Source organism: Microbulbifer sp. SAOS-129_SWC (assembly GCF_039696035.1).
Taxonomy (GTDB): domain Bacteria; phylum Pseudomonadota; class Gammaproteobacteria; order Pseudomonadales; family Cellvibrionaceae; genus Microbulbifer.
In genome coordinates this window covers 1,342,352-1,362,887 of the sequence record NZ_CP155567.1, presented here as the reverse complement: position 1 = coordinate 1,362,887, position 20,536 = coordinate 1,342,352, and the positions used below count along the sequence as shown (strand labels likewise).

General features: G+C 62.3%; 19 protein-coding genes. 7 read left to right on the top strand and 12 right to left on the bottom strand.

All coding sequences use genetic code 11. From position 1 onward, the window contains the following. From ABDK11_RS05765 to ABDK11_RS05735, 7 genes are all read right to left on the bottom strand, one after another. Positions 1-381 carry an MmcQ/YjbR family DNA-binding protein gene (locus ABDK11_RS05765; RefSeq protein WP_346839347.1) on the bottom strand — a complete coding sequence of 127 codons (381 nt, stop codon included), beginning with the start codon at positions 379-381 and terminating at the stop codon, positions 1-3. A gap of 96 nt (positions 382-477) precedes the next feature. After that, the gene (locus ABDK11_RS05760) at positions 478-2,043 is read right to left on the bottom strand and encodes an FAD-dependent monooxygenase (RefSeq protein WP_346839346.1); all 1,566 of its coding nucleotides are present in this window, start codon (positions 2,041-2,043) and stop codon (positions 478-480) included. Positions 2,044-2,445: 402 nt separating this feature from the next. Next, entirely contained in the window at positions 2,446-3,807 is a 1,362-nt protein-coding gene (locus ABDK11_RS05755) for a hypothetical protein (protein ID WP_346839345.1), read from the bottom strand. Between the two features lie 193 nt (positions 3,808-4,000). Continuing rightward, positions 4,001-5,575, bottom strand: a complete 1,575-nt coding sequence (locus tag ABDK11_RS05750) for an FMN-binding glutamate synthase family protein (protein ID WP_346839344.1) — start codon at positions 5,573-5,575, stop codon at positions 4,001-4,003. A gap of 120 nt (positions 5,576-5,695) precedes the next feature. Beyond that, positions 5,696-6,169 (bottom strand): Cys-tRNA(Pro) deacylase, encoded by a 474-nt coding sequence (gene ybaK, locus ABDK11_RS05745; protein WP_346839343.1) that lies wholly within the window; start codon positions 6,167-6,169, stop codon positions 5,696-5,698. A 10-nt stretch (positions 6,170-6,179) separates the two neighbouring features. Further along, on the bottom strand, positions 6,180-7,340 hold the full coding sequence (locus ABDK11_RS05740; RefSeq protein ID WP_346839342.1) for an acyltransferase: 1,161 nt from the start codon (positions 7,338-7,340) through the stop codon (positions 6,180-6,182). A gap of 104 nt (positions 7,341-7,444) precedes the next feature. Next, a complete protein-coding gene (locus ABDK11_RS05735; protein ID WP_346839341.1) occupies positions 7,445-8,368 on the bottom strand; it encodes a LysR family transcriptional regulator in 924 nt (307 codons plus the stop codon). A gap of 79 nt (positions 8,369-8,447) precedes the next feature. Here ABDK11_RS05735 and ABDK11_RS05730 point away from each other — a divergent pair, with 79 nt between their 5' ends. The 3 genes from ABDK11_RS05730 to ABDK11_RS05720 all read left to right on the top strand — a co-directional run bounded on the left by ABDK11_RS05730 (position 8,448) and on the right by ABDK11_RS05720 (position 10,554). Beyond that, complete coding sequence (locus tag ABDK11_RS05730; RefSeq protein ID WP_346839340.1) at positions 8,448-9,185, top strand: Mut7-C RNAse domain-containing protein; 738 nt, start codon at positions 8,448-8,450, stop codon at positions 9,183-9,185. 259 nt (positions 9,186-9,444) lie between these two features. Then, positions 9,445-9,807: an MbcA/ParS/Xre antitoxin family protein gene (locus ABDK11_RS05725; protein WP_346839339.1), complete on the top strand. Its 363-nt coding sequence runs from the start codon at positions 9,445-9,447 to the stop codon at positions 9,805-9,807. A 3-nt stretch (positions 9,808-9,810) separates the two neighbouring features. Continuing rightward, the gene (locus ABDK11_RS05720) at positions 9,811-10,554 is read left to right on the top strand and encodes an RES family NAD+ phosphorylase (protein WP_346839338.1); all 744 of its coding nucleotides are present in this window, start codon (positions 9,811-9,813) and stop codon (positions 10,552-10,554) included. A gap of 123 nt (positions 10,555-10,677) precedes the next feature. On the opposite strand, the gene nhaA is transcribed toward ABDK11_RS05720, so the two are convergent. Next, positions 10,678-12,138 carry a Na+/H+ antiporter NhaA gene (gene nhaA / locus ABDK11_RS05715; protein WP_346839337.1) on the bottom strand — a complete coding sequence of 487 codons (1,461 nt, stop codon included), beginning with the start codon at positions 12,136-12,138 and terminating at the stop codon, positions 10,678-10,680. 107 nt (positions 12,139-12,245) lie between these two features. Here nhaA and ABDK11_RS05710 point away from each other — a divergent pair, with 107 nt between their 5' ends. Continuing rightward, positions 12,246-13,004, top strand: a complete 759-nt coding sequence (locus tag ABDK11_RS05710) for a TlyA family RNA methyltransferase (RefSeq protein WP_346839336.1) — start codon at positions 12,246-12,248, stop codon at positions 13,002-13,004. 20 nt (positions 13,005-13,024) lie between these two features. Here the strand turns inward: ABDK11_RS05710 and ABDK11_RS05705 are convergent, their stop codons facing one another. Further along, entirely contained in the window at positions 13,025-13,255 is a 231-nt protein-coding gene (locus ABDK11_RS05705) for a DUF1272 domain-containing protein (protein ID WP_346839335.1), read from the bottom strand. A gap of 83 nt (positions 13,256-13,338) precedes the next feature. Beyond that, positions 13,339-13,683 carry a 4a-hydroxytetrahydrobiopterin dehydratase gene (locus tag ABDK11_RS05700; RefSeq protein WP_346839334.1) on the bottom strand — a complete coding sequence of 115 codons (345 nt, stop codon included), beginning with the start codon at positions 13,681-13,683 and terminating at the stop codon, positions 13,339-13,341. 278 nt (positions 13,684-13,961) lie between these two features. On the opposite strand from ABDK11_RS05700, the gene ABDK11_RS05695 reads away from it, so the two are divergent. Beyond that, positions 13,962-15,782 carry a DUF885 domain-containing protein gene (locus tag ABDK11_RS05695; RefSeq protein ID WP_346839333.1) on the top strand — a complete coding sequence of 607 codons (1,821 nt, stop codon included), beginning with the start codon at positions 13,962-13,964 and terminating at the stop codon, positions 15,780-15,782. Between the two features lie 53 nt (positions 15,783-15,835). On the opposite strand, the gene ABDK11_RS05690 is transcribed toward ABDK11_RS05695, so the two are convergent. Next, positions 15,836-17,026 (bottom strand): acetyl-CoA C-acyltransferase, encoded by a 1,191-nt coding sequence (locus ABDK11_RS05690; RefSeq protein WP_346839332.1) that lies wholly within the window; start codon positions 17,024-17,026, stop codon positions 15,836-15,838. Between the two features lie 170 nt (positions 17,027-17,196). On the opposite strand from ABDK11_RS05690, the gene ABDK11_RS05685 reads away from it, so the two are divergent. Next, positions 17,197-17,793: a LemA family protein gene (locus tag ABDK11_RS05685; RefSeq protein ID WP_346839331.1), complete on the top strand. Its 597-nt coding sequence runs from the start codon at positions 17,197-17,199 to the stop codon at positions 17,791-17,793. A 9-nt stretch (positions 17,794-17,802) separates the two neighbouring features. Then, positions 17,803-19,767, top strand: a complete 1,965-nt coding sequence (locus ABDK11_RS05680) for a M48 family metallopeptidase (protein WP_346839330.1) — start codon at positions 17,803-17,805, stop codon at positions 19,765-19,767. A 48-nt stretch (positions 19,768-19,815) separates the two neighbouring features. On the opposite strand, the gene ABDK11_RS05675 is transcribed toward ABDK11_RS05680, so the two are convergent. Next, positions 19,816-20,430: a Yip1 family protein gene (locus ABDK11_RS05675; RefSeq protein ID WP_346839329.1), complete on the bottom strand. Its 615-nt coding sequence runs from the start codon at positions 20,428-20,430 to the stop codon at positions 19,816-19,818. Positions 20,431-20,536 lie beyond the last annotated feature (106 nt).

Below are 20,536 nucleotides of genomic sequence, written 5' to 3'. Positions count from 1 at the left end.
CTATCGATAAACCTGTTCACTACCGTAGGCCAGCTCCAGCGCCTCGCGCTCCACTTTGCGCAGGCCTTTTACCACCAGCCCATAAGAGCGGTCCATCATCCGTTCGATCTCGTAATCCGGCACACTGCCGTCCAGCAACACGGTATTCCAGTGCTTCTTATTCATATGATAACCGGGTAACACGCCGGTGAAGATATCCCGCAGCGCCTGGGCCTCGTCGGGGTTGCACTTGAGATTGGTGCGCGCCGCGCCATTTTCAACGGAAAGAGTGGCAAACATCTTGCCCTTCACCTTGAACACTGCCACCTGCGGGCCGAACGGAAAGTCCTCGACCGCTTCCGGCCGGGACAACAGATAGGCCCTCGCTGCCCGCTCGTCCATTGCCACTTGCCCCTTGATTCGTCCCTGTCAGCCGGGGGATGGAAACACAAACCCGGCGGCTTTGCACCCGCCGGGCTGCTCCGCTGCCGGGCCGCGCTACAGCAGTCGACCCATCTGCCGCAGCGCATCGCCGAGCAGCGCCTGCGGTTTGTCGACCATTGTCACCGAGCGCCAGCCAACCACACCATCCGGTCGCACCAGGCTGGCCCCGCTCGAAGTGACACCGAATGCAGCCTCGAAGCCCAGGTCGCCGTCGACGTGTATATCCTCGCCCACCAGTAGTGTGTCGATCGGCAGGCCCAGATCCCGGCTCACATCCCGCGCCGCTTCGATCCAGTGGCGGTCGGCCGAGATCAGGGTGAAATTGCGGGTAAACAGATCCACGCTGGAGATCCGCTCGCCACCGCGGCGAATCCATAAATGGGGCGCGCGCACGCCCGGCTGACCGGCCCAGTCCAGGGGATGTGCGGCCGCCGGCAGGTCCGCCCCGGCGCCGACGATCGACGTCGAGCGCAGCAGTTGACCCAGCTCCATCGCCGCATCGCTGTACAGGGGTTCGCTGTCCGCCACCCCGGCGCCGAAGCGGGCGTAATCCGGACGCGCGAAGGTCTGCTGGTGGCGCAACCAGCCGATCGGCTGGCGTTCCTCGTTGTAGGTGTCGAGCAGCGCCGGCGCGGCGCAGCCGTTGACCACCAGTTGCAGCTTCCACGCCAGGTTGTAGGCATCATCGATTCCGGTGTTTGCGCCGAAGCCGCCGCGGGTGGGCGGCAACTGGTGCGCGGCATCGCCGGCGAGAAACACGCGCCCTTCGGCGTAGCGTTCGGCCACCAGGCCCGCCATCTGCCAGCGCCCGCTGGTGAGGATTTCGAAGTCCATATCCGCGCCCAGTGCTCGGCGAATCGCGCTGCACAGCTCTGCCTCGCTGCGCTCGCGATCATCCTTGAACATCAGCACCCAGCGGCCGTCGTGATAGGTTGTCAGGAAAGCGGAAAAGTCTGTCTGCTCGATTTCAAACTGCTGATAGCCGCGCCGCAGGAACTCGTCCGCCTGCGCACAGCGAAACAGAACACTGCGTAGTGTCTGTATCTCACCGCGACCTTGCCGGCGTATCCCCAGCCGCTCGCGCACACTGCTGCCGGCACCATCGGCGGCGATCATATAGGCCGCGCGGATCTGGTACTGGCGGCCGGTGAGCCGTTCGCGTAGTTGCGCGACCACGCCGCCCTCGTCCTGGTGAAAATCCACCAGTTCCACACCCAGCTGCAGCTCCGAACCCAGCTCCGTCGCCCGCGCGCGCAGCAGTGGCTCCAGCGTGTCCTGGGCGATGGCCGCGCCCCGACACGGCGACAAGGTTTCCGCCGAGCGGGCGCCGGCGGCAGACTCGGGTGTCCAGTGGGTCTCCTCGATCCAGTGGCCGGCGAGGCTCTCAACGCGCAGTCGCCGCAGGCGGGCATGTGACTCAATCTGCGGAATACGATCGGCCAGCCCCACGGCGCGAAAAAATTCCATCGTGTGTTCGGTGTAGCCCACGGCGCGCGGGTGCGGCGAACTGCCGGGATATTTATCCACCACTACATTTTTTACGCCCCGCCAGGAGAGAAACACAGAGGCGGAAAGTCCCACCAGACTGCCGCCAATAATCAGTACCGGTACTCGTTGCATGATAATTTGTCCTCGAAATAACGTGCCGGGAGCACAGTTGAGGACGCGCGAATTCCGCCGTATACGACAGGGGTAACAGAAGAGACTACCGCAGAGTGTAACCACCGACGAGAAGACGCACGTCGCCTTCTGTCGTGGTCCGCGGCCAATTGACTGGAAAGTATTGGCTGGAATTAAATGCTGCACGGGGTGCGAAGCACTGACCGGGGCTCACCAAACCGGTCCACCTTTTTCGACTGCCGGCAGGATAGCACGGCGGCCGCGGGGCGCCAACAACGCCGCCGCGCTCCGACCGGGTTCAGAAAAAGTGCCGGCCAATCAGAATACCCGGCCAATAAGAATACTATGTCGCCCGCCCACTGGGAGTATTCAAGCGGGCAACACGATCGTCAATCTACCCGATTACCAGTCCAGAGACGACGGCAACCGCGGCGACGACAGCAGCTTGCTGAAACGCTGCCAGCGCTGGTCGCTGTCAGCATTCCCCTGCTCCACATAGTTCGCCACCAGCTGCTTGCCCCAGTTGTAGTTGATGACGTAAGCACCGTAGGTATCGACAAAGCGCAGCCGTTGTTTGGCTTTTTCCGGGCTCATTACCGTGTATTTCTGGAACAGCTCGACAACCTTGTCCGCGTCGATTTCACCATCGATATACTGGCGCGCAATCTCATTGCCGGCAAAACTGAGTTTTTCAATGAGGGCCAGTACGCGATCGTATTTTTCCGCCTCGGCCGGATCCAGCCCGGCCAGCGGGTAGAGCACGGTTTTTTCAAATTCGGCTTTTTCCTGCCCGGGAAACGCCAGTTCGATACCGTAGTTGGCACTGCCTTCGGCGATCAGTGACTGGGGGCTGAACAGCGGGTAGACGCTGTATTCGATCCAGCCGCGCTGGTCGACCAGATTGTTCTCCAGCAGCGTATTGTAGGTGTGGTGGCCCGGATAGCCCTCGTGGCAGCCGAGGTCGATGGCGCGGTCGATCATGATCGGCAGTTCGGTATTGACCTGGATCAGGCTCTGCGCATGGCCCTGGTACCAGTTGTAGCCGCTCCACGGTTTATCGGTGACGTATTCCAGCTTGAAATTCTCGTCGGCCGGCAACTGGATATGCTGTTTGGTCCGTTCGCGGCAGGCATCGATGGCGGCGGTGAAAACGGCATCCAGCTTGTCCGCGGGAATTTCAAACTGCTGGCGGAACGCCTGTACGCGCAGGTGCAACGGTTTGTCACCGGGCAGCAGCTTGTCCAGTTCCGCCAGCACCGGTTCGAATTCCGCATAGTGTTGCTTTGGCGGGCGAGTATCGTAAAGCAGCTCGGCCTCCTGCTCGAAACTGGGCTTACTCTTGCCGGCGAGGCTTTCCGCATGCGCCACTACCGAGCGCAGCTGGGTTTTCAGATAGTGCTGGCGCAGGGTTTCCAGGTCGCCCGCCGGTTGAATCCGTTCCGGTAGCTGTTGGAGTAATGCTTTCGCGCGCGTCGCGATCTGTGCCGGCGTGGCATTGCTGGCAGCAGCCTTGTCCTTCAGCGCCTGGGGGCCGTAGTAGGCATCGACATAGGTTTTGTCGTGGTTGCCGAGTTCCAGCACCAGCATTACATAGTTGCGCGCCAGTTGATCCATATCCAGCTCCTCGGCGGATTTCGCCGCAGACGACGCAGACTTCTCTACCGGGGTCGCCGGCGCGGGTTCAGACTTTTTGCCGCAGCCGCCGAGTGCCAGTAGCAGCACGGCCAGCGGCACCAGTTTGCGTGACAGCGTGAGAGATTTCATGGCAATTCCTGTTGTTATGATTATCCGTCGATCGCTGCGGGGTCGCGCGGCACCGGCGGCACCACCCGTAACTCCGCAGGCAACAGCAGTGCGCAATGCGCATTGCTGTTAACCCGTCCATTAAAGACTGCCGGGTTAACTCTGCGACAACTGTACCTCAGCGGGCTCCCTACCGCATCCCGCAAGACCGCATTCAGAAACGGTCGGCGGACGCCGACTGCCAGTCGTGCGCATATTCCGGTGGTACTTCGCCGCCAAGGAACTGGCCCGGCTGCACCAGCGGGTAGATCTCGGCACAGCTCCGCGCGGCACCGTCTGGCGCGCGGCGATAAATCAGTTCCGGCGACAGCTGGTCCGGATGCGAGCAGCCCAGCGCCCCGGTCAGGCTCAGGAAGGTATCGAGAGTGCCGCGGTGGAAATTGCGCACCCGCTCCCCTTTGGCCATGACATCCACCGCGCGGGTGCGGTGTGGATCCATGGTGGTAATGCCGGTGGGGCATTTGTTGGTGTGGCAACGCCGCGCCTGGATACAGCCGATCGCGAACATAAACGGCCGCGCAGCGTTGCAGGCGTTGGCGCCGAGCGCGTGCTTGATCACCATATCGAAGCCCATGGCCACCTTGCCGCTGGCGATTATGCGCAGATCGTCGCGCACCCCGCTGCCGACCAGCGCATTGTGCACGAACGGCAGCGCGTCGTTGATGTAGCTGCCCAGCCGATCAGAAAACTCGATTGGCGCCGCACCGGTGCCGCCTTCGGCACCATCCACGGTGATAAAGTCCGGGCGGATCCCGCTCTCGTGCATCGCCTTGCAGATCCCCAGGAATTCGTCGCGACGCCCGAGGCACAACTTGAAACCGACCGGCTTGCCGCCGGCGAGCTCGCGCACCCGCGCCACAAACTGCAGCAACCCGATCGGTGAGTCGAACTCCGTATGCGTGGGCGGGGACAGGCAATCCACCCCCATATCGATATCGCGAATACGGGCGATTTCTTCGGTAATCTTGGCCGCCGGCAGCAGACCGCCATGCGAGGGTTTGGCCCCCTGGGACAGCTTGATCTCGATCATCTTCACCTGATCGTGCGCCGCCTTTTCGGCAAACTCGCCGGCATCGAAACGCCCGTTCTTCGTGCGGCAGCCGAAATAGGCGGTCCCCAGCTCCCAGATAACATCCGCGCCGTATTCCAGGTGATAGGGGCTTAGCCCGCCCTCACCGGTATTGTGGGCAAAGCCGCCAAGGGCGGCGCCGCGGTTCAACGCGCGAATGGCATTGGCAGATAGGGAGCCAAAGCTCATCGCCGAGATATTCAGGCGCGACGCAAGGTAGGGGTGCTGGCACTGCGGCCCGCCGAAGGTAACCCGCTCGGCGGCGGAATCGACCTCCTTCACCGCCAGCGAGTGTCGGGCAAATTCGAAACCGCTGGATTCCAGTTCCTGCACCGTACCGAAAGCGGCCGTATCCGGCCGGCCATCGGCGCGGGCATCGACGATATCCCGCTGCTCGCGGTCGAATGGCCTGCCGCTGGTCTCCGATTCAAAAAAATACTGGCGCAGCTCCGGCCGCACAAATTCCAGCAGGTAGCGCAAGTGGCCGATCACCGGGTAGTTGTAGAGCACGTTGTGGCGGGAATAGATATCGTAATTGCCGACTGCGACCAGGGCGATCACCAGCGCCAGCAGCCACCAGGCCGGCGGCCAGATCAGGGCCCACGCCGCCGTTAGCAGCGGCGCGAGCACCGCAAAGACGTAAAAGCCCCTGCGCACCATCAGCGCAGCACCGCGACGGGGAAGGAGCAGTCTGGTCGAATACGGTAGCTATGCAATAGTGCCGCCTTCCCTGCCTCGCAGAATGATTGATCACAACTGCTTAGTGTAGACAGGGCTGACTCAGTCGCTCACCGCCAGGTCGGTAAACTGTGCATGGGTCTGGCGCTGCAGCGCTTGCGGGCGCAGTTCAATCTCCAGCCCGCGCCGCCCGGCACTGACAAAAATTGTGTCGAACTGCTGCGCCGTGCTATCGATGAATGTCCGCAGGCGCCTTTTCTGGGCGATGGGACTGACGCCGCCGAGGACATATCCGGTCAGGCGCTGCACCTGCACGCCCTCGGCCATCGCGGCCTTCTTGGCGCCGGCAGCGCGCGCGATCTGTTTCATCCCCAGCTGCGCATTGACCGGAACCACCGCGACTGCACAGCTGCCGTTGTCGAATGCAACCACCAGGGTCTTGAACACGCGCTGCGGCGCCACCCCCAGTTTTTCCGCCGCCTCCTGTCCGTAGGAGGCGGTGCCCGGGGCGTGCCTGTACTCGTGAATCCGGAACTGAGCTTTCGCCTTTTGCAGGGCCTTGATCGCCGGGGTCACGGTGCCACCATCAACCCGATACCGCGGCGGTTACCGGCGCGGGAGCGCGCACATTCGACGGGACCAGGCGGCTGCGCATACGCATAAACGGGGTTTCCACAGTGCGGAACAGCAGCCAGCCGGCGGTAATACTGACAGCCAGAATAATCGCCATACCGGCGTAGCCGTCGACACTGAATCCGGCATCACCGACCGGTTCTTTCAGGAGCTTGAACAACGGTTTGTGAATCAGATATAGCGCGTAGGACCAGACCGCAATGCTCGCGGCACCGGGAATCCGCGCGCGATGCAGCCAGGATTTGGGCGACAGTGCGGACAGCACCAGCAGTGCAAACCCCCAGGTCAGCAGGCTGTATCCGCAGGTGGTCCAGAAGGTATCCACACCGATGCCACCGCGATACCAGTAATTCTGGAAACCGTAAAACGCGAACGCGACCAGGGCAATACCGACCAGCAACAGCTTTTGTCCGTGCTCCAGCAAACGCGCGAAGGTATCGCGGTGAAAGTTTTTCAACAGCGCAATCGCAATCCCCGGCAGTAGTTCATCAAAGCGGGTCACGCTGGTGTAGTAGATGTACTGGTAGTAATCCAGCGCACCGATATCGGCACCGCCGTGGCGTTCCAGCATCACCATGCGCAGTGCCATCGCCGCCAGGCTGCCGACCGCCAGCACCACCCAGCCGGCAAGTGGCGAGCGGAAGCGTCGCAGCAATAGCAGTGCCGCGAGTGGAAACAGCAGGTAAAACTGCTCTTCGATACATAGCGACCAGGAGTGGGTAAAAGTCTCACCCGGGCGCATGGCTAAATTCTGGGTAAAACTCAGGAAAGACCACAGCGGCGCCGTGTCCTTGCCGTTCAGTGCCGGTACCAGCAGGCACAACGCCAGCACGACGTAATAGTTGGGCAGGGTGCGGAAAAACCGCCGCGCGTAGAAACGCCGCAGGGAAAAGTCTTCATTGCGGGCCAGCGCACCCAGCACCTGGTTGCCGATCAGATAGCCGCTCAGGACAAAAAACAGATCCACGCCGGCCCACCCCAGTTCACTCATAAACCCGAACAGTGGCTCCCGGCTGACGACAACGCGGTAGTGATAGATCAGCACGACAATGATGGCCAGTGCGCGCAGGCTATCCAGGCCGTAGAGGCGCTGGGCGGAACGGGGATACGACATATGAAGTTACTTATGGATTATTTTTATACTGCGAATCCAGACAGCGGGGCAGGTTCCGCCAGCTAGACGAAGAAGCATAAAAGTAACCGGAGGGATTTTAAAGTTTACTTTTCCTCACCGGCAACGGCCGCCACCGCGCGGGCTTCATCAATAGAATGCACGCGCTGCAAGCGCGCAATGCAGTCAATGACAAAAGCACTGAACACCCGCACGGCGGAATTGCCGCAGGCATCCCGCGGGCTGTACAGCCACAGGTCGCGCTGCCACTCGGCGGGCGGCGGCAGCAGGCGGCACAGCCCCTCCTCCGCGCGCGCCCGCCACACACTCAGCGGCGCAATACCGATGCCCGCGCGCACGGCTTCCAGCATTTGCCCCGCACTGCCGCAGCGCAGTGCCAGCTGGCGCTTGGGCACCGACTGCTCCATCCACTCTAGCGCCGGATGAGCGGCGCAATCCGCACAACTGATAAAGCGGTGCCCGCCGAACTGGTCGAGCCCGCGCAACGCGCCGTATTTGCGCAGGTAACTGCGTGCACCATAGAGACTGTAGGGCAATCGCGGCAGCGACTGCACGGCGAGGCCGGCCGCCGAAGGGCGCGCGCCTGCGCACAGGCCGACGGCCACGCCGCGGCACTCGCCAACACTCCCGGCCAGGCGCAGGCTCAGGCCCTGGTGGCGCCGCTGAAAACGCTGTAGCAGCGGCAACATCGGCGCGACCAGTTCCTCCCCGACGCAAACCGTCAGCGCACCGCTGAGCGGCTGCCTGCCGCTGCACACGCGCCCAACCAGCAGATTGAGTTGCTCCTGCATGGATTGCGCCGCGCGCATCAACAGGCGCCCGGCCTCGGTGGGCACGTAGCCGCGCGGGTGGCGGTAGAACAGGCGCGCGTTCAGGGTTTTTTCCAGGGAATCGACCCGGCGCAACACCGTCGAGTGCGAAACCCCCAATTCCTGCGCCGCACCGGACAGGGTGCCGGCGCGCGCAACTGCCAGTGCACAGTGCACCTGGTTCCAGTCATCGATCTGCAATACCTGCCCTCCCCCTTGCGTGATTTCCCGTCGATTTATGCCGCCGTCGATTCGTATTCGCCGCCACTACAATCTGCTTATGATCCGGGTGACGTTTCGTTTCTATCGGGAACTCAATGACTTCCTGCCGCGCGACAGGCGCCAGTGCGAGTTTGCGCGTGAATACCCGCTGCCCGGCTCGGTCAAGGACGCGATCGAGAACCTCGGCGTGCCCCACACGGAAGTGGATCTGATCCTCGCCAACAGTGAATCGGTCAATTTCGACTACCGCCTGTGCGACGGCGACCGCATCGGCGTCTACCCAATGTTCGAGGCACTGGATATTTCGCCACTGCAACGCCTGCGCCCGCGGCCATTGCGCCGCCCGCGCTTCGTGCTCGACTGCCACCTCGGGCGGCTGGCGCGCTACCTGCGCATGCTCGGTTTCGACACCCTGTTCCGCGCCGACTATGACGACGACACCCTGCTACAGATTTCCGTCGACGAGCGCCGCATTCTGCTCAGCCGCGACCGCGGCCTGCTGAAACGGCGCCGCCTGCAACGGGGCTATTTCGTGCGTGCGACACAACCGCGCCGGCAGATTGCCGAGGTGGTGGAACGCCTGCAGCTGCAGCCGGCTATGCGCCCTTTCAGCCGCTGTATCGCCTGCAACGGCACTCTGCGGCCGGTACCGCGGGTACAGGTAGTGGAACAACTACCGGACAACACCCGCCGCTATTTCAACACCTTCTTCCAGTGTGAAAGCTGCCGGCGTATCTACTGGAAAGGTAGCCATTACCAGCGCATGCAGGCCCTGGTGCGGGCATTGCGCGCCTGAGCCGCGCCGACGCCTACAGCAATATTGGCCTTACCAAATAAAAGAAAAAATAAAATCTTATCATACCAATTACTATTTTTAACAGATTTTGGGTAGGCCAATCCAAAGATACCATGGAATCATGCGAACACCGCTGACATGGCAGCACCGGGCCCATGTTGCGCAATGGGTAAATTTTAATTAAATTACCCATATCGAGAACTTCCGGTAAAGGGCGCCACAAGTGTCCCGATCCGGGCTTGGCAAGCAGGAGCGGCGCATGCACAAGATTCAGGTGGCACCGGAACAGGCCCTGGCCGAGGGTTTCTTCGGCGCGGCGGCGGCCCTCGGCCTCGGCAATGCGGAGCTGATGGGTGTGCTCGGTCTCAGCCGCTCCGCACTCGGGCGTCTCAAGCAGTCCGGCGCTATCGATCCCCACTCCAAGACCGGCGAGATCGCCATGCTGCTGATCCGCATCTACCGCTCACTGGTGCCGCTGAATGGCGGTGACAGCGCCAATATCCAGCATTTTATGCAGACCCCCAACCGCCACCTGGGCGGCCGCCCGGCGGAGCTGATCCAGCGCCTCGACGGCCTCGCGTACACCTGCGCCTACCTGGACGCGCTGCGCGGCGCTGCCTGAACGGTGGGTATCTGGGAGGAGAGCGGCGGCGCACAGCATCTGCGCCCACTGGACGGCCAGTGCTGGCGGGTGGTCGAGAGCCAGCGCCAGGCGGCCACGGTATCCATCACCGACAGCCTGGAGAGCCAGGCGGTGCTGGAAGAATTACTGGAACAACACAGCAAGCCGCCGCTGCCACCGGCGGCCGACAGGCTGCACTACCTGCTCGGAGCGCCGTTTCGCTACCCACCGCTGCCCTGGGGCTCGCGCTTCGGTCGCCGCTTCGAGGCAGGTATTTGCTACGGGGCGGTACAGCTGCCGACGGCGCTGGCGGAATGCGCCTTCTACCGTTTCGTCTACCTGGACGGCATGCAGACCCCGCCGCCCAATCGCATCGATGCCCAGCACACCGCCTTCACCCTGCGTTACCGCGCAGAGCGCGCCGTGCTGCTGCAACAGCCGCCGTTTGATCGCTACCCGTCGCTCCGCTCCGCCACCAGTTACCGCGACAGTCAGGCGCTCGGCTCGGCGCTGCGCGATCACCGGGTGCAGCTGGCGCAATACACCTCGGCCCGCGATGCCAATGCCGGTATCAACGTGGCCATCTTCGATCCGGCTGCGGTGGCGAGCCACCGCCCGTCGCGACACACGCCGGTTTACTCCCAGGCCACCGTCGACCAGGTCGACTTCAAAGTGGCCAGCCGCCTGTACCGCTTTCGGCGCGGCCAGTTTGCCGTCGATGGCCGGCTGCCGCTGCCGCCGGCCTGAGGCGCTCGCCCGAGTCGGACAACGCGGTACTGCGCCCGAAATCCCACGTCGGTTTTCCTTCGAACCGCCCACGCAGGCGGCTGGCACTCGCCACGGTGGCCCTGCTCGCCATTTGAGGTCCGGCTACTCGGCTGTCTTGTCGCCGGGGGCCCCGGCGCGTTGCGCCTCTCCGGCGGGGGGAAAGTCGCCGTCACCGAGAGGGGCGATTTGCTCCACCACCGGCGCCCGGCTAAGCACCAGAAAGCCGGCGATCCCGGCAATCACCGATGCCAGCAGGATGCCCGCCTTGGCCTGCACTAGCAGGTCCAGCTTACCGGCAAATGCCAGCTCGGAAATAAAGATCGACATGGTGAAACCGATACCGCCGAGCAGCGCCACACCGATGATGTGGTGGAAGGTGGCCAGGTTCGGCAAGCGCCCCAGACCCAGCTTCCAGCCGACCCAGGTGGCACCGACGATGCCCGCCAGCTTGCCCAGTACCAGACCTGCGATTACCCCCAGCGTAACGGGGTTCAGCACCGCCGCACTGCTGGTAAAACTGTCGATCGGTATGCCGGCGTTGGCCAGAGCAAAAATCGGTACCACGAGAAAGGCCACCGGGGTATGCAGTCGCGTTTCCATACGCTGCAGCGGCGACTGCGCCAGGTTGACGCCCCGATCCAGCGCGGTGACGCGGGCGCGCAGGGCATCGTTGGCGATAATCTTGTCGCCGGGGCGGAAACAGCGGTCGAAACTGCGGATGATGTCTTTGACAAAGGTGCTGAAGGCCACCGGGTCGTACTTGGGCCGCGCCGGCATCGCCAGGGCGGTGATAACGCCGGCCAGGGTGGCGTGGATACCACTCAGGTAAAACTCATACCACAGCAACACGCCGAAAAAGACATAGGCCGGCGCGCGGCGCACCCCGGCAATATTGAGCAGCCACAGGCACACGACCAGCACCCCTGCGAGCATGAGCGCGACGGTATCGACACTCTCGGTATACCAGACGGCAATCACCAGGATGGCGCCGAGGTCGTCGACAATCGCCAACGCGACCAGAAAGGTCACCACCGAGCGCGGTATGCGGTCGCCGAGCAGGGCAATGCAGCCCACGGCGAAAGCGATATCCGTGGCCATCGGAATCCCCCAGCCACGGGCGGCATCGCTGTCGCCATTCAGGCCGGCATAGATCAGCGCCGGCACCACCATACCGCCGATCGCGGCCATCACCGGCAGCACCGCCTGGCGTATATCCGACAGTTCGCCGACGAGGAATTCGCGCTTCAATTCGAGCCCGACGAGGAAAAAGAACACCGCCATCAGACCATCGTTGATCCAGTGGTGCACACTCAGGGAAAACGACCAGTCCCCCACGTTCAGGCCGAAGGGCAGGTGCAGCAGGTGCTCGTACTCTTCCTGCAACGGCGAATTGGCGATCGCCAGCGCCACCAGCGCGCAGATCATCAGCACGATACCGCCGCTGCTCTGGCGATGGATGAACTCTTCGAAAGGCGTTACCAGGCGACCAAAAGCACTTTCCAGCGGCGCCTCAAACACCCTGCCCTTGCGCACCCTGAATTTACTCAGTCCGTTCTTTGCCATCGGCCGCCTACCTCCTCCTAAAAAGAATAGAGCTTCTATCCATCGCGAGCAGAGGTTAGCATGGCATTTGCTTCCACCACCATCTTCAACAGTCTGTCCCGCTGCCGATGATTCGTCTCGATCGCCTGCTGGTAGAGCGCCAGCTCGCCAATTCCCGTACTCACGCCAAGAAACTGGTGGATGCTGGCCGTGTCCAGCTGGGTAACAGTAGTAGAAACTGGGAGACGCCACGTAAAGCGGGGCAATTGGTCGCCGAGGACTGCGAACTGCGCGTAGCACCACTGCCGGAAGACCGCTATGTGTCCCGCGCCGGGCTGAAACTGGCCGCTATTCTCGACCACACCGGGCTCGACCCGCGCGGCTGGCACGCGCTGGATGTGGGCTGCTCCACTGGTGGCTTCAGCGACTGCCTGCTGCAGCGCGGCGCGGAACTGGTGGTGGGCGTGGATGTGGGGCGCGACCAGCTGGCGCCAAAACTCAGGCAGGATCCGCGCATGCGACTGTTCGAGGGTATCAACGCCCGCCATCTGGAGGCGCAGCAGCTGGCCCCCTATGCCCACGAAGGCTTCGATGCCATCGTCATGGATGTGTCGTTTATTTCGCAAACCCTGATACTGCCGCAGCTGCCCGCGCTGATGAAGCCCGGTGGCCAGCTGCTCAGCCTGGTGAAACCGCAGTTCGAGGTGGGGCCGGAACACATCGGCAAAGGTGGCCTGGTGCGCGATAGCAGCCTCTTCCCGCAGGTACACCGCACCATTACCGAACTGTGTCACAAACTGGGCCTGACCGTGCGCGACACGATCGACAGCCCTATTACCGGTGGTGACGGCAATCGCGAATTTCTATTGTGGGCAGTTAAGGAGTAGGTGCATCGGGCACAGACGCGTCAGGTCAGCAGCTTTTCCAGCTTGGCCTTGAAGCGGCGGTCCGGCACCTCGGTGGGAGAGCTGGTGCGCTTGGGGCGCAGCAATAGTTGCCCCTGGCAATTGGGACAGTTGTGCGTCAACTGCTCGGCACAGCTCGGGCAGTAGGTACACTCGAAAGAACAGATAAAGGCCTCGTCGGCCAGTCCCAGCGGCGCGCTGCAGCGCTCGCAGGTCGATTTCATTCTCAACATAGCAGCCCCGTATCGTGGCAATAACTCAGGCGCACCCCGCGATGCAATGCGGGGTGGCCGGGACGGGGCTCCGGCTGCGCCGGTTACTCCGCGTCTAATTGCTGGTCGGTGCGCGCAGCCATAATGAAGTCGTTCTTGTGCAGGCCCTTGGCCTCGTGGCTCCACCAGGTCACTGTCACCTTGCCCCACTCGGTCAGCAGTGCCGGGTGGTGGCCGACTTCTTCCGCAATGGCGCCGACGCGATTGGTAAATGCCAGCGCCTGCTTGAAATTGCGGAACTTGAATACGCGCTCAAGCTGCATGATTCCGTCCCGGGCCACCGGGGTCCAGTCTGGAATCTCGCGCAGCAGTTCGGCCAGCTCTTCATCGCTGACCAGCGGTGCATCGGCGCGGCAGGCCTCACAGTTCTGTTGGGCAAGTTCGGTCATGGGGGAGTTCCTCAAAATAATACTGATTATTATGGACTCATTTGAGTTGGGCCCCACTCTAACCGCCGCTACTATGTGGACACAAGCGTGGACACAATTGCACCAGATAAAAACTGATTTTATGCGGTTTCGTCGCGCGTTAATGGGACAGAGTGCTAAAAATTGACAGCACAGATGCCATCTGCGCCACCGGTACCGTGGCGCCGCGCGCAGGCGGTTACCGGTACCAATCTGACTGTGATAGCTTTGTCGCAGCCAACAACCGAGTTGAGGAACCCATGCGATCTGCCCTGCCCGCCCTGGCCCTGCTGCTGGCGCTCAGCGCCTGCGATCAGTCGACCACCAACCCATCACCCGACCATGCCGCTGCCGTTGACACCAACGCCGACGGCAATGCCACAGACTCCGCGGCGAGCACCTCGTTTGCACGGCTGTCAGCACAGATGGTAGACGAACTGTGGAAACTTTTTCCCGACTGGGCGGTGAGCGAGGGCTACTATGCTGTCGCCGACCAGCTGCAGGTTCCGGACGATGCCTATCGCCAGCGGCAACTCGCCTTTGTGGAGAAATACCGCGACCTGTTCGCCAAGGTCGACACCGGCCAGCTCGCCCCCAATGCCAGCAGTGATCTGGTGATGATCCAGCACTTCCTCGATCGCCTGCACTGGCAGATCAAACAGTTCAAGGCCTACCAGTGGAACCCGGCGCGATATAATGTTTCCGCCACTTTTGCCCTGATCCTCAACACCGATTATGCGCCGCTGGATCAGCGCCTGCGCACGTTCAGCAGCCGAATGGAGAAGGTGCCGGCTTACTATGAGGCTGCAGAAAAGTCGCTGCGCACTCCGGCCTCGCCACAACTGGTGCTCGCCATTCAGCAGAACGAAGGGGCACTCAGCGTTTTCGGCAAGGAACTACGGGATAAACTGGCGGCGAGCGGCCTGAGTGCGGAAGAAAAGGCATCGTTTGAGAAACGTCTGGCGGCAACCCGCGCGGCGATACAGGAATACATTACATACCTGCAGACGCTCCACACCCAGCTGGAGAAAACCCAGGGCTACAGGGACTTCCGCATCGGTAAAAAGCTGTACGAGCAGAAGTTCAAATACGATATCCAGATCGGCATGACCGCCAGCGAGCTGTACGACCGCGCGCTACAGGAAAAAGCGCGGCTCCACGACAAGATGACCGAGCTGGCGGACAAGCTGTGGCCAAAGTATTTTCCCAACCAGCAGCCGCCACAGGATCGCCTGGAGCGCATTTCTACAGTGCTGGAGAAACTCTCCCTGCACCACGCCACCAAGGAGACGTTCAAGGCCGAAGTGGAAAAACAGATTCCGCAGCTGGCGGCCTTCGTCACCAAACACAGACTCCTGTCTCTCGACGCAGAGAAACCGCTGGTCGTGCGCACCACCCCGCCGTATATGCGCGGGTTCTCGGTGGCTTCAATCAACGCGCCGGGCCCCTATGACAAGAAGGCCAACACCTACTATAACGTGATGCCGATCGCGGAATTCAGCGATGAGCGGGCCGAGAGTCTGCTGCGCGAATACAACAGCTATGTGATGCAGATCCTCAACATCCACGAGGCCATCCCCGGCCACTACACCCAGCTGATCTATGCCAACCGCTCCCCCAGCCTGATCAAGAGTATCCTCGGCAACGGCGCGATGATCGAGGGCTGGGCGGTCTACGCCGAACGCATGATGCTGGAAGCCGGCTACGGCGATTTCTCCCCGGAGCTGTGGCTGATGTATTACAAGTGGAACCTGCGCACCGTCACCAACACGATTCTCGACTACGAGATCCAGGTAAAAGGTATCGACGAAACGCGCGCGATGGAGCTGATGGTGAAAGATGCCTTCCAGCAGAAAGCCGAGGCCACGGGCAAGTGGCGCCGCGCAACCCTGAGCCAGGTGCAGCTCACCAGCTATTTTGCCGGTTACGAGGATATTCTCGCGCTGCGCGAGGAGATGAAACGCAAGCTCGGCGATCGCTTCAATCTGGAATCCTTCCACGAAAAATTTCTGAGTTACGGCAGCGCACCGGTACCGGTGATTCGCAAGTTGATGCTGGAAGACCTGCAGGGCGGGCAATAAAAAACGGGGCCATTGGCCCCGTTTTTGTAAGCAGTTTTATTTTGTAAGCGGTTTTACACCCGCTCGATCGCCACCGCGGTAGCCTCGCCGCCGCCGATACACAGGCTGGCCACGCCCTTTTTCAGGCCGCGGTTTTCCAGTGCGGCCAGCAGGGTCACCAGGATGCGCGCGCCGCTGGCGCCCAGCGGGTGGCCGAGGGCACAGGCGCCGCCGTTGACGTTGACCTTGTCGTGCGGCAGGCCCAGCTCGTGCATTGCGGACATGGTGACCACGGCAAAGGCCTCATTGATCTCGAACAGGTCCACCTCGTCGGCAGACCAACCTGTCTGCTCCAGCAGTTTCTGCATCGCACCCACCGGCGCAGTGGTGAACCACTCCGGGGCCTGGGCGTTCTGCGTCTGGCCACGTAGCACGGCCACTACCTTCAGACCGCGCTTTTTGGCTTCGCTCTCGCGCATCAGCACCAGCGCCGCCGCGCCGTCGGAAATGGAGCTGGCATTGGCGGCGGTGACGGTACCGTCTTTGCGGAAGGCCGGCTTCAGCTGCGGAATCTTGTCCGGGCGCGCGTTGCCGGGGCCCTCATCGACACTGACCACCTGCTCGCCGCGGCGCGAGGCCACGGTAACCGGCGCTATCTCGCGCTCGAAAGCGCCGCTCTCGATCGCGGCATTGGCGCGGGCCAGGGATTCCAGCGCAAACGCGTCCTGCGCTTCACGGGTAAAGCTGTACTTGTCTGCCGTACATTCGGCAAAGGTGCCCATCAGCTTACCGTCGTAGGCATTCTCCAGGCCGTCGAGGAACATGTGGTCGAGCACCTGGCCGTGGCCCAGGCGCATGCCGTTGCGGGCCTTGGGCAGCAGGTAGGGAGCGTTGCTCATGCTCTCCATACCGCCGGCCACAACCACTTCGGCGTCGCCGACCAGCAGCGCGTCGCGCCCCATCATCACGGTCTTCATGCCGGAGCCGCACACCTTGTTCACGGTGGTACAGGGAGTGCCCTCGGGGATACCGGCCCCCAGCGCGGCCTGGCGCGCCGGCGCCTGGCCGACACCGGCGGGCAGCACGCAGCCCATCAGTACCTCGGTGACATCGCCTGCGGCCACGCCCGCGTCTTCGAGGGCCGCGCGGATCGCCGCCGCGCCCAGCTGCGGGGCGTTCAGCGCGGACAGGCCGCCCTGCATGGCGCCCATCGGGGTGCGCGCCATACCTACGATCACAACGGGATCGGAATTTACATCGCTCATTCTGCATGCTCCCAAAATCGGTGCCATCGCGACTTGTGGCGGTGGCAATCTGTTATCGCGCGGCAGTATAACCGATGCGCCGGCTCCACCCCATCCGCCCTTGGCAGCATCGTGACCAACCGGGCGTGTTAATATCCGTGCGAGAGTCACAATAAAACGCGAGAAGTCATATGGAAATTTCAAGCATCGTCTGGTTGGTGGCCATTGCCGCACTGTTGTTCTATGTGGTGGGCATTTACAACAAACTGGTTTCCCTCAAGAACCGCTATGAAAACGCTTTTGCGCAGATCGAGGTGCAGCTCAAGCGCCGCTACGACCTGATCCCCAATCTCGTCGACACCGCCAAGGGCTACCTGAAACACGAGCGCGAGACCCTCGAAGCGGTCATCAGCGCGCGCAATACGGCGCTGGCGGGCCTCAAGGCCGCCGCCGCCAATCCCGGCTCCGCCGGCGCCATTGCCGACCTGGGCAGTGCCGAGGGAGCACTGGCCGGCGCGCTGGGCAAGTTGAACGTGGTCATGGAAGCCTATCCCGACCTGAAGGCCAACCAGAATATGATGCAGCTGACCGAGGAGCTGACCAGCACGGAGAATAAAGTCGCGTTTGCCCGCCAGGCGTTCAACGATCTGGTCATGTCCTACAACATTTACAAGCAGAGCTTCCCGCCGGTGTTCTTCGCCGGCTTCTTTGGCCACAGCCAGGATGCCAAATTGCTGGAATTTGCCGATTCCGAAACCTTCCAGGCCGCGCCGCGGGTCGAGTTCTGAGGTCATTCAATGAACTTTTTCGAATACCAGGACAAGGCGCGGCGCAATACCGGGCTGCTGGTGGGGCTGTTTGCCCTCGCGGTACTGCTGCTGATCGCTATCACTACGGGGCTGACCGCACTGCTGGTGGCCCGCAGCCGCGGCGTGCCCTTCGAGCCGCTGCAGCTCGGCGCCCTGCTGGGCTGGGACACCGTGGCCGGCATTGCCCTGAGCATCACCGCCGTCATCGGGCTCGGCAGCGTGTACAAACTGCACCAGCTGGCCGCCGGCGGCCGCGCCGTGGCCGAGTCGCTGGGCGGACGCAAGATCAACGTCGCCCCGCAGAACAACGCCGAACGGCGCGCACTCAACGTAGTGGAGGAAATGGCCATCGCCTCGGGCACGCCGGTGCCGGATGTGTACATTCTCGACGACGATGCCATCAATGCCTTCGCCGCCGGCTACAAACCCGCCGATGCCGTCGTCGGGCTGACCCGCGGTTGTATCGAGCGGCTCAATCGCGACGAGCTGCAAGGGGTGGTGGCGCACGAATTCAGCCATATCTTCAACGGCGACATGCGCCTGAATATCCGCATCGTCGGGCTGCTCAACGGCATCCTGATCATCGGCATGCTCGGCTACTGGATACTGCGCGGCTCGCACTTCAGTGCCGTCAGCAGCAGGAGCCGCGACAACCGCGGCCGCCTGGCGCTGTTCGGGATCGGCGCCGGCCTGATGGTGATCGGCTACACCGGGACCTTTTTCGGTAACCTGATCAAGTCTGCGGTCAGCCGCCAGCGGGAGTTTCTGGCCGATGCCTCGGCGGTGCAATTTACCCGCAACAATGCCGGTATCGCCGGGGCGCTGAAGAAGATTGGCGGCTACAGCGGCGGCTCGCAGCTGGCGGCGAGTCAGGCGGCGGAATTCAGCCACATGTACTTTGCCAGCGGCCTGAAAAAATCCTTTGCCAACCTGTTCGCTACCCACCCGCCGCTGGCGGAGCGCATCGGCCGCCTGGATCCACACTGGAACGGACGCTTCCCACTAAGTGACGACACCGCACAAGACCCGGCGGCAACGGCCGCGCAGGATGCGCGCGCACAGGGCTTCGCCGCAGTCGCACCGGCCGCGCAGCCCGCCTCCTTCCAGCAGGTGGCCGATTCGGTAGACAACAGTATCGGCAACCCCAGCGACCAGCAGGTGCGCTACGGCCAGCAGCTGCTCGCCAGTGTTCCCGCGGCCCTGCAGCAGGCAGCGCGCGATCCCTTCGCCGCGCGGGCGCTGGTCTACCGGTTGCTGTTCCATCCCGAGGCCACCCAGCAACAACAGCAACGGCAATTGCTGCAGAAGGTTGCCCACCCGGCCGTGTACCGCGAACTGGAACGGCTGGAGCCGCAGATCGAGGCCCTGCCGCCCTGCGCGCGGCTCCCGCTGCTGGACCTGTGTGTCCCCGCCCTGAAGGAACTGGTGCCGCAGCAGTATCAGGTGTTCAAACGCAACCTGATCAAGCTGCTGCGCAGCGATGGTCGTGTCGACCTGTGGGAATGGGCCCTGTATCGGGTATTGATGCATGCCATCGAGGGGACGCCGGACCGCCAACGGCTGTCCGGCAGGAAAGGCGCACAACAGGATGCCACGCGCTTTATCCTCGCCGCCGTGGCCCACGCCGGCCAGGACGCCTATCTGCCGGCCAAACGCGCTTTCGAGAGCGGCCTCGAAGTGCTGCAGCTGGCGGTGACGCCGCTGCCCGCGGCAGGTGATATCACCCTGGCGCGGCTGGACAAAGCCATTGCCATCGCCGCCGATCTCCGCCCGCTGCACAAACCCCGCCTGCTCAAGGCCATGGCCGCGACCATGGCCCACGACGGCGTGATCGAGGCAGAGGAACTGGAGCTGCTGCGCGCCGTCGCCGACAGCCTCGACTGCCCCATGCCGCCAGTCCCGCCGACACCGGTCACTGCCGGCTCTACGACCACAGCATCAGCCGTCGGCTGATAGAAAAAAGCCGGCATGCGCCGGCTTTTTTTTGCTCAATGCCAACAGTTAATTCTGGTACACCGGCCCCACACCGAGGCCCCACAAAAGCACCGAACCGATCCGTACCGTGACCAACATCACCAGGCCCACGGTTACCACCGAAGTGGCGTACATAAACGCCTGATCTTTATTGAGGTTCATCAGGATCGGGATTCCCTCATAGATCAGGTAGATCGAGTAGCAGGCCGCCAGCAGCGTCACCGCGGCATTCAGCCACAGGTTCGGGTAGAGGCCGACAAATCCCACCAGAAAAATCGGCGTGGTGACGAATACCGCCAGCGCCGTGCCCGCGTAGTGGCGGGCGGGTTCATCCCCCTTCACCTGATAGGTACTGGCCATCCAGTTGATAAATTCACCGAACAGGTAAACCCCCACCAGCATGGAGATATAGGTAATGATGGCGAGGGCCGCAGCACTGGCGACGGTCAGCTTGACCCAGTGATTTCCGACCGGAAAACCAATCAGGGTCACACCAATAAAACCGGAGATACACGGAATAAGTGCCAGTATCGGTACGTGGCTCAGAAATACCTGCACAAAAGAGTGGCGATCATCGCGGATCGCACGCCACTCCTGATCCGGGTGAGTAAAGATGCCTAATGTATGGCTGAGAATACGCACGCTGAATCTCCCTTTGCTGGCTTTGTCTTGCAGTATCGGGGCATAGCAGCGGATTAACCAATGCATTTCCGCAATATGGCGCGCGTATTAACGGGATTTCACTTAT

What these genes read in the sequence shown, in the direction of transcription:
- ABDK11_RS05695 (WP_346839333.1), top strand. Translation starts at nt 13,962, where the DNA reads ATGCGATCTGCCCTGCCCGCCCTGGCCCTGCTGCTGGCGCTCAGCGCC.
- ABDK11_RS05755 (WP_346839345.1), bottom strand. Translation starts at nt 3,807, where the DNA reads ATGAAATCTCTCACGCTGTCACGCAAACTGGTGCCGCTGGCCGTGCTG.
- ABDK11_RS05730 (WP_346839340.1), top strand. Translation starts at nt 8,448, where the DNA reads ATGATCCGGGTGACGTTTCGTTTCTATCGGGAACTCAATGACTTCCTG.
- ABDK11_RS05760 (WP_346839346.1), bottom strand. Translation starts at nt 2,043, where the DNA reads ATGCAACGAGTACCGGTACTGATTATTGGCGGCAGTCTGGTGGGACTT.
- ABDK11_RS05740 (WP_346839342.1), bottom strand. Translation starts at nt 7,340, where the DNA reads ATGTCGTATCCCCGTTCCGCCCAGCGCCTCTACGGCCTGGATAGCCTG.
- ABDK11_RS05690 (WP_346839332.1), bottom strand. Translation starts at nt 17,026, where the DNA reads ATGAGCGATGTAAATTCCGATCCCGTTGTGATCGTAGGTATGGCGCGC.
- ABDK11_RS05725 (WP_346839339.1), top strand. Translation starts at nt 9,445, where the DNA reads ATGCACAAGATTCAGGTGGCACCGGAACAGGCCCTGGCCGAGGGTTTC.
- ABDK11_RS05750 (WP_346839344.1), bottom strand. Translation starts at nt 5,575, where the DNA reads ATGGTGCGCAGGGGCTTTTACGTCTTTGCGGTGCTCGCGCCGCTGCTA.
- ABDK11_RS05765 (WP_346839347.1), bottom strand. Translation starts at nt 381, where the DNA reads ATGGACGAGCGGGCAGCGAGGGCCTATCTGTTGTCCCGGCCGGAAGCG.
- ABDK11_RS05705 (WP_346839335.1), bottom strand. Translation starts at nt 13,255, where the DNA reads ATGTTGAGAATGAAATCGACCTGCGAGCGCTGCAGCGCGCCGCTGGGA.
- nhaA (WP_346839337.1), bottom strand. Translation starts at nt 12,138, where the DNA reads ATGGCAAAGAACGGACTGAGTAAATTCAGGGTGCGCAAGGGCAGGGTG.
- ABDK11_RS05700 (WP_346839334.1), bottom strand. Translation starts at nt 13,683, where the DNA reads ATGACCGAACTTGCCCAACAGAACTGTGAGGCCTGCCGCGCCGATGCA.
- ABDK11_RS05710 (WP_346839336.1), top strand. Translation starts at nt 12,246, where the DNA reads ATGATTCGTCTCGATCGCCTGCTGGTAGAGCGCCAGCTCGCCAATTCC.
- ABDK11_RS05685 (WP_346839331.1), top strand. Translation starts at nt 17,197, where the DNA reads ATGGAAATTTCAAGCATCGTCTGGTTGGTGGCCATTGCCGCACTGTTG.
- ABDK11_RS05680 (WP_346839330.1), top strand. Translation starts at nt 17,803, where the DNA reads ATGAACTTTTTCGAATACCAGGACAAGGCGCGGCGCAATACCGGGCTG.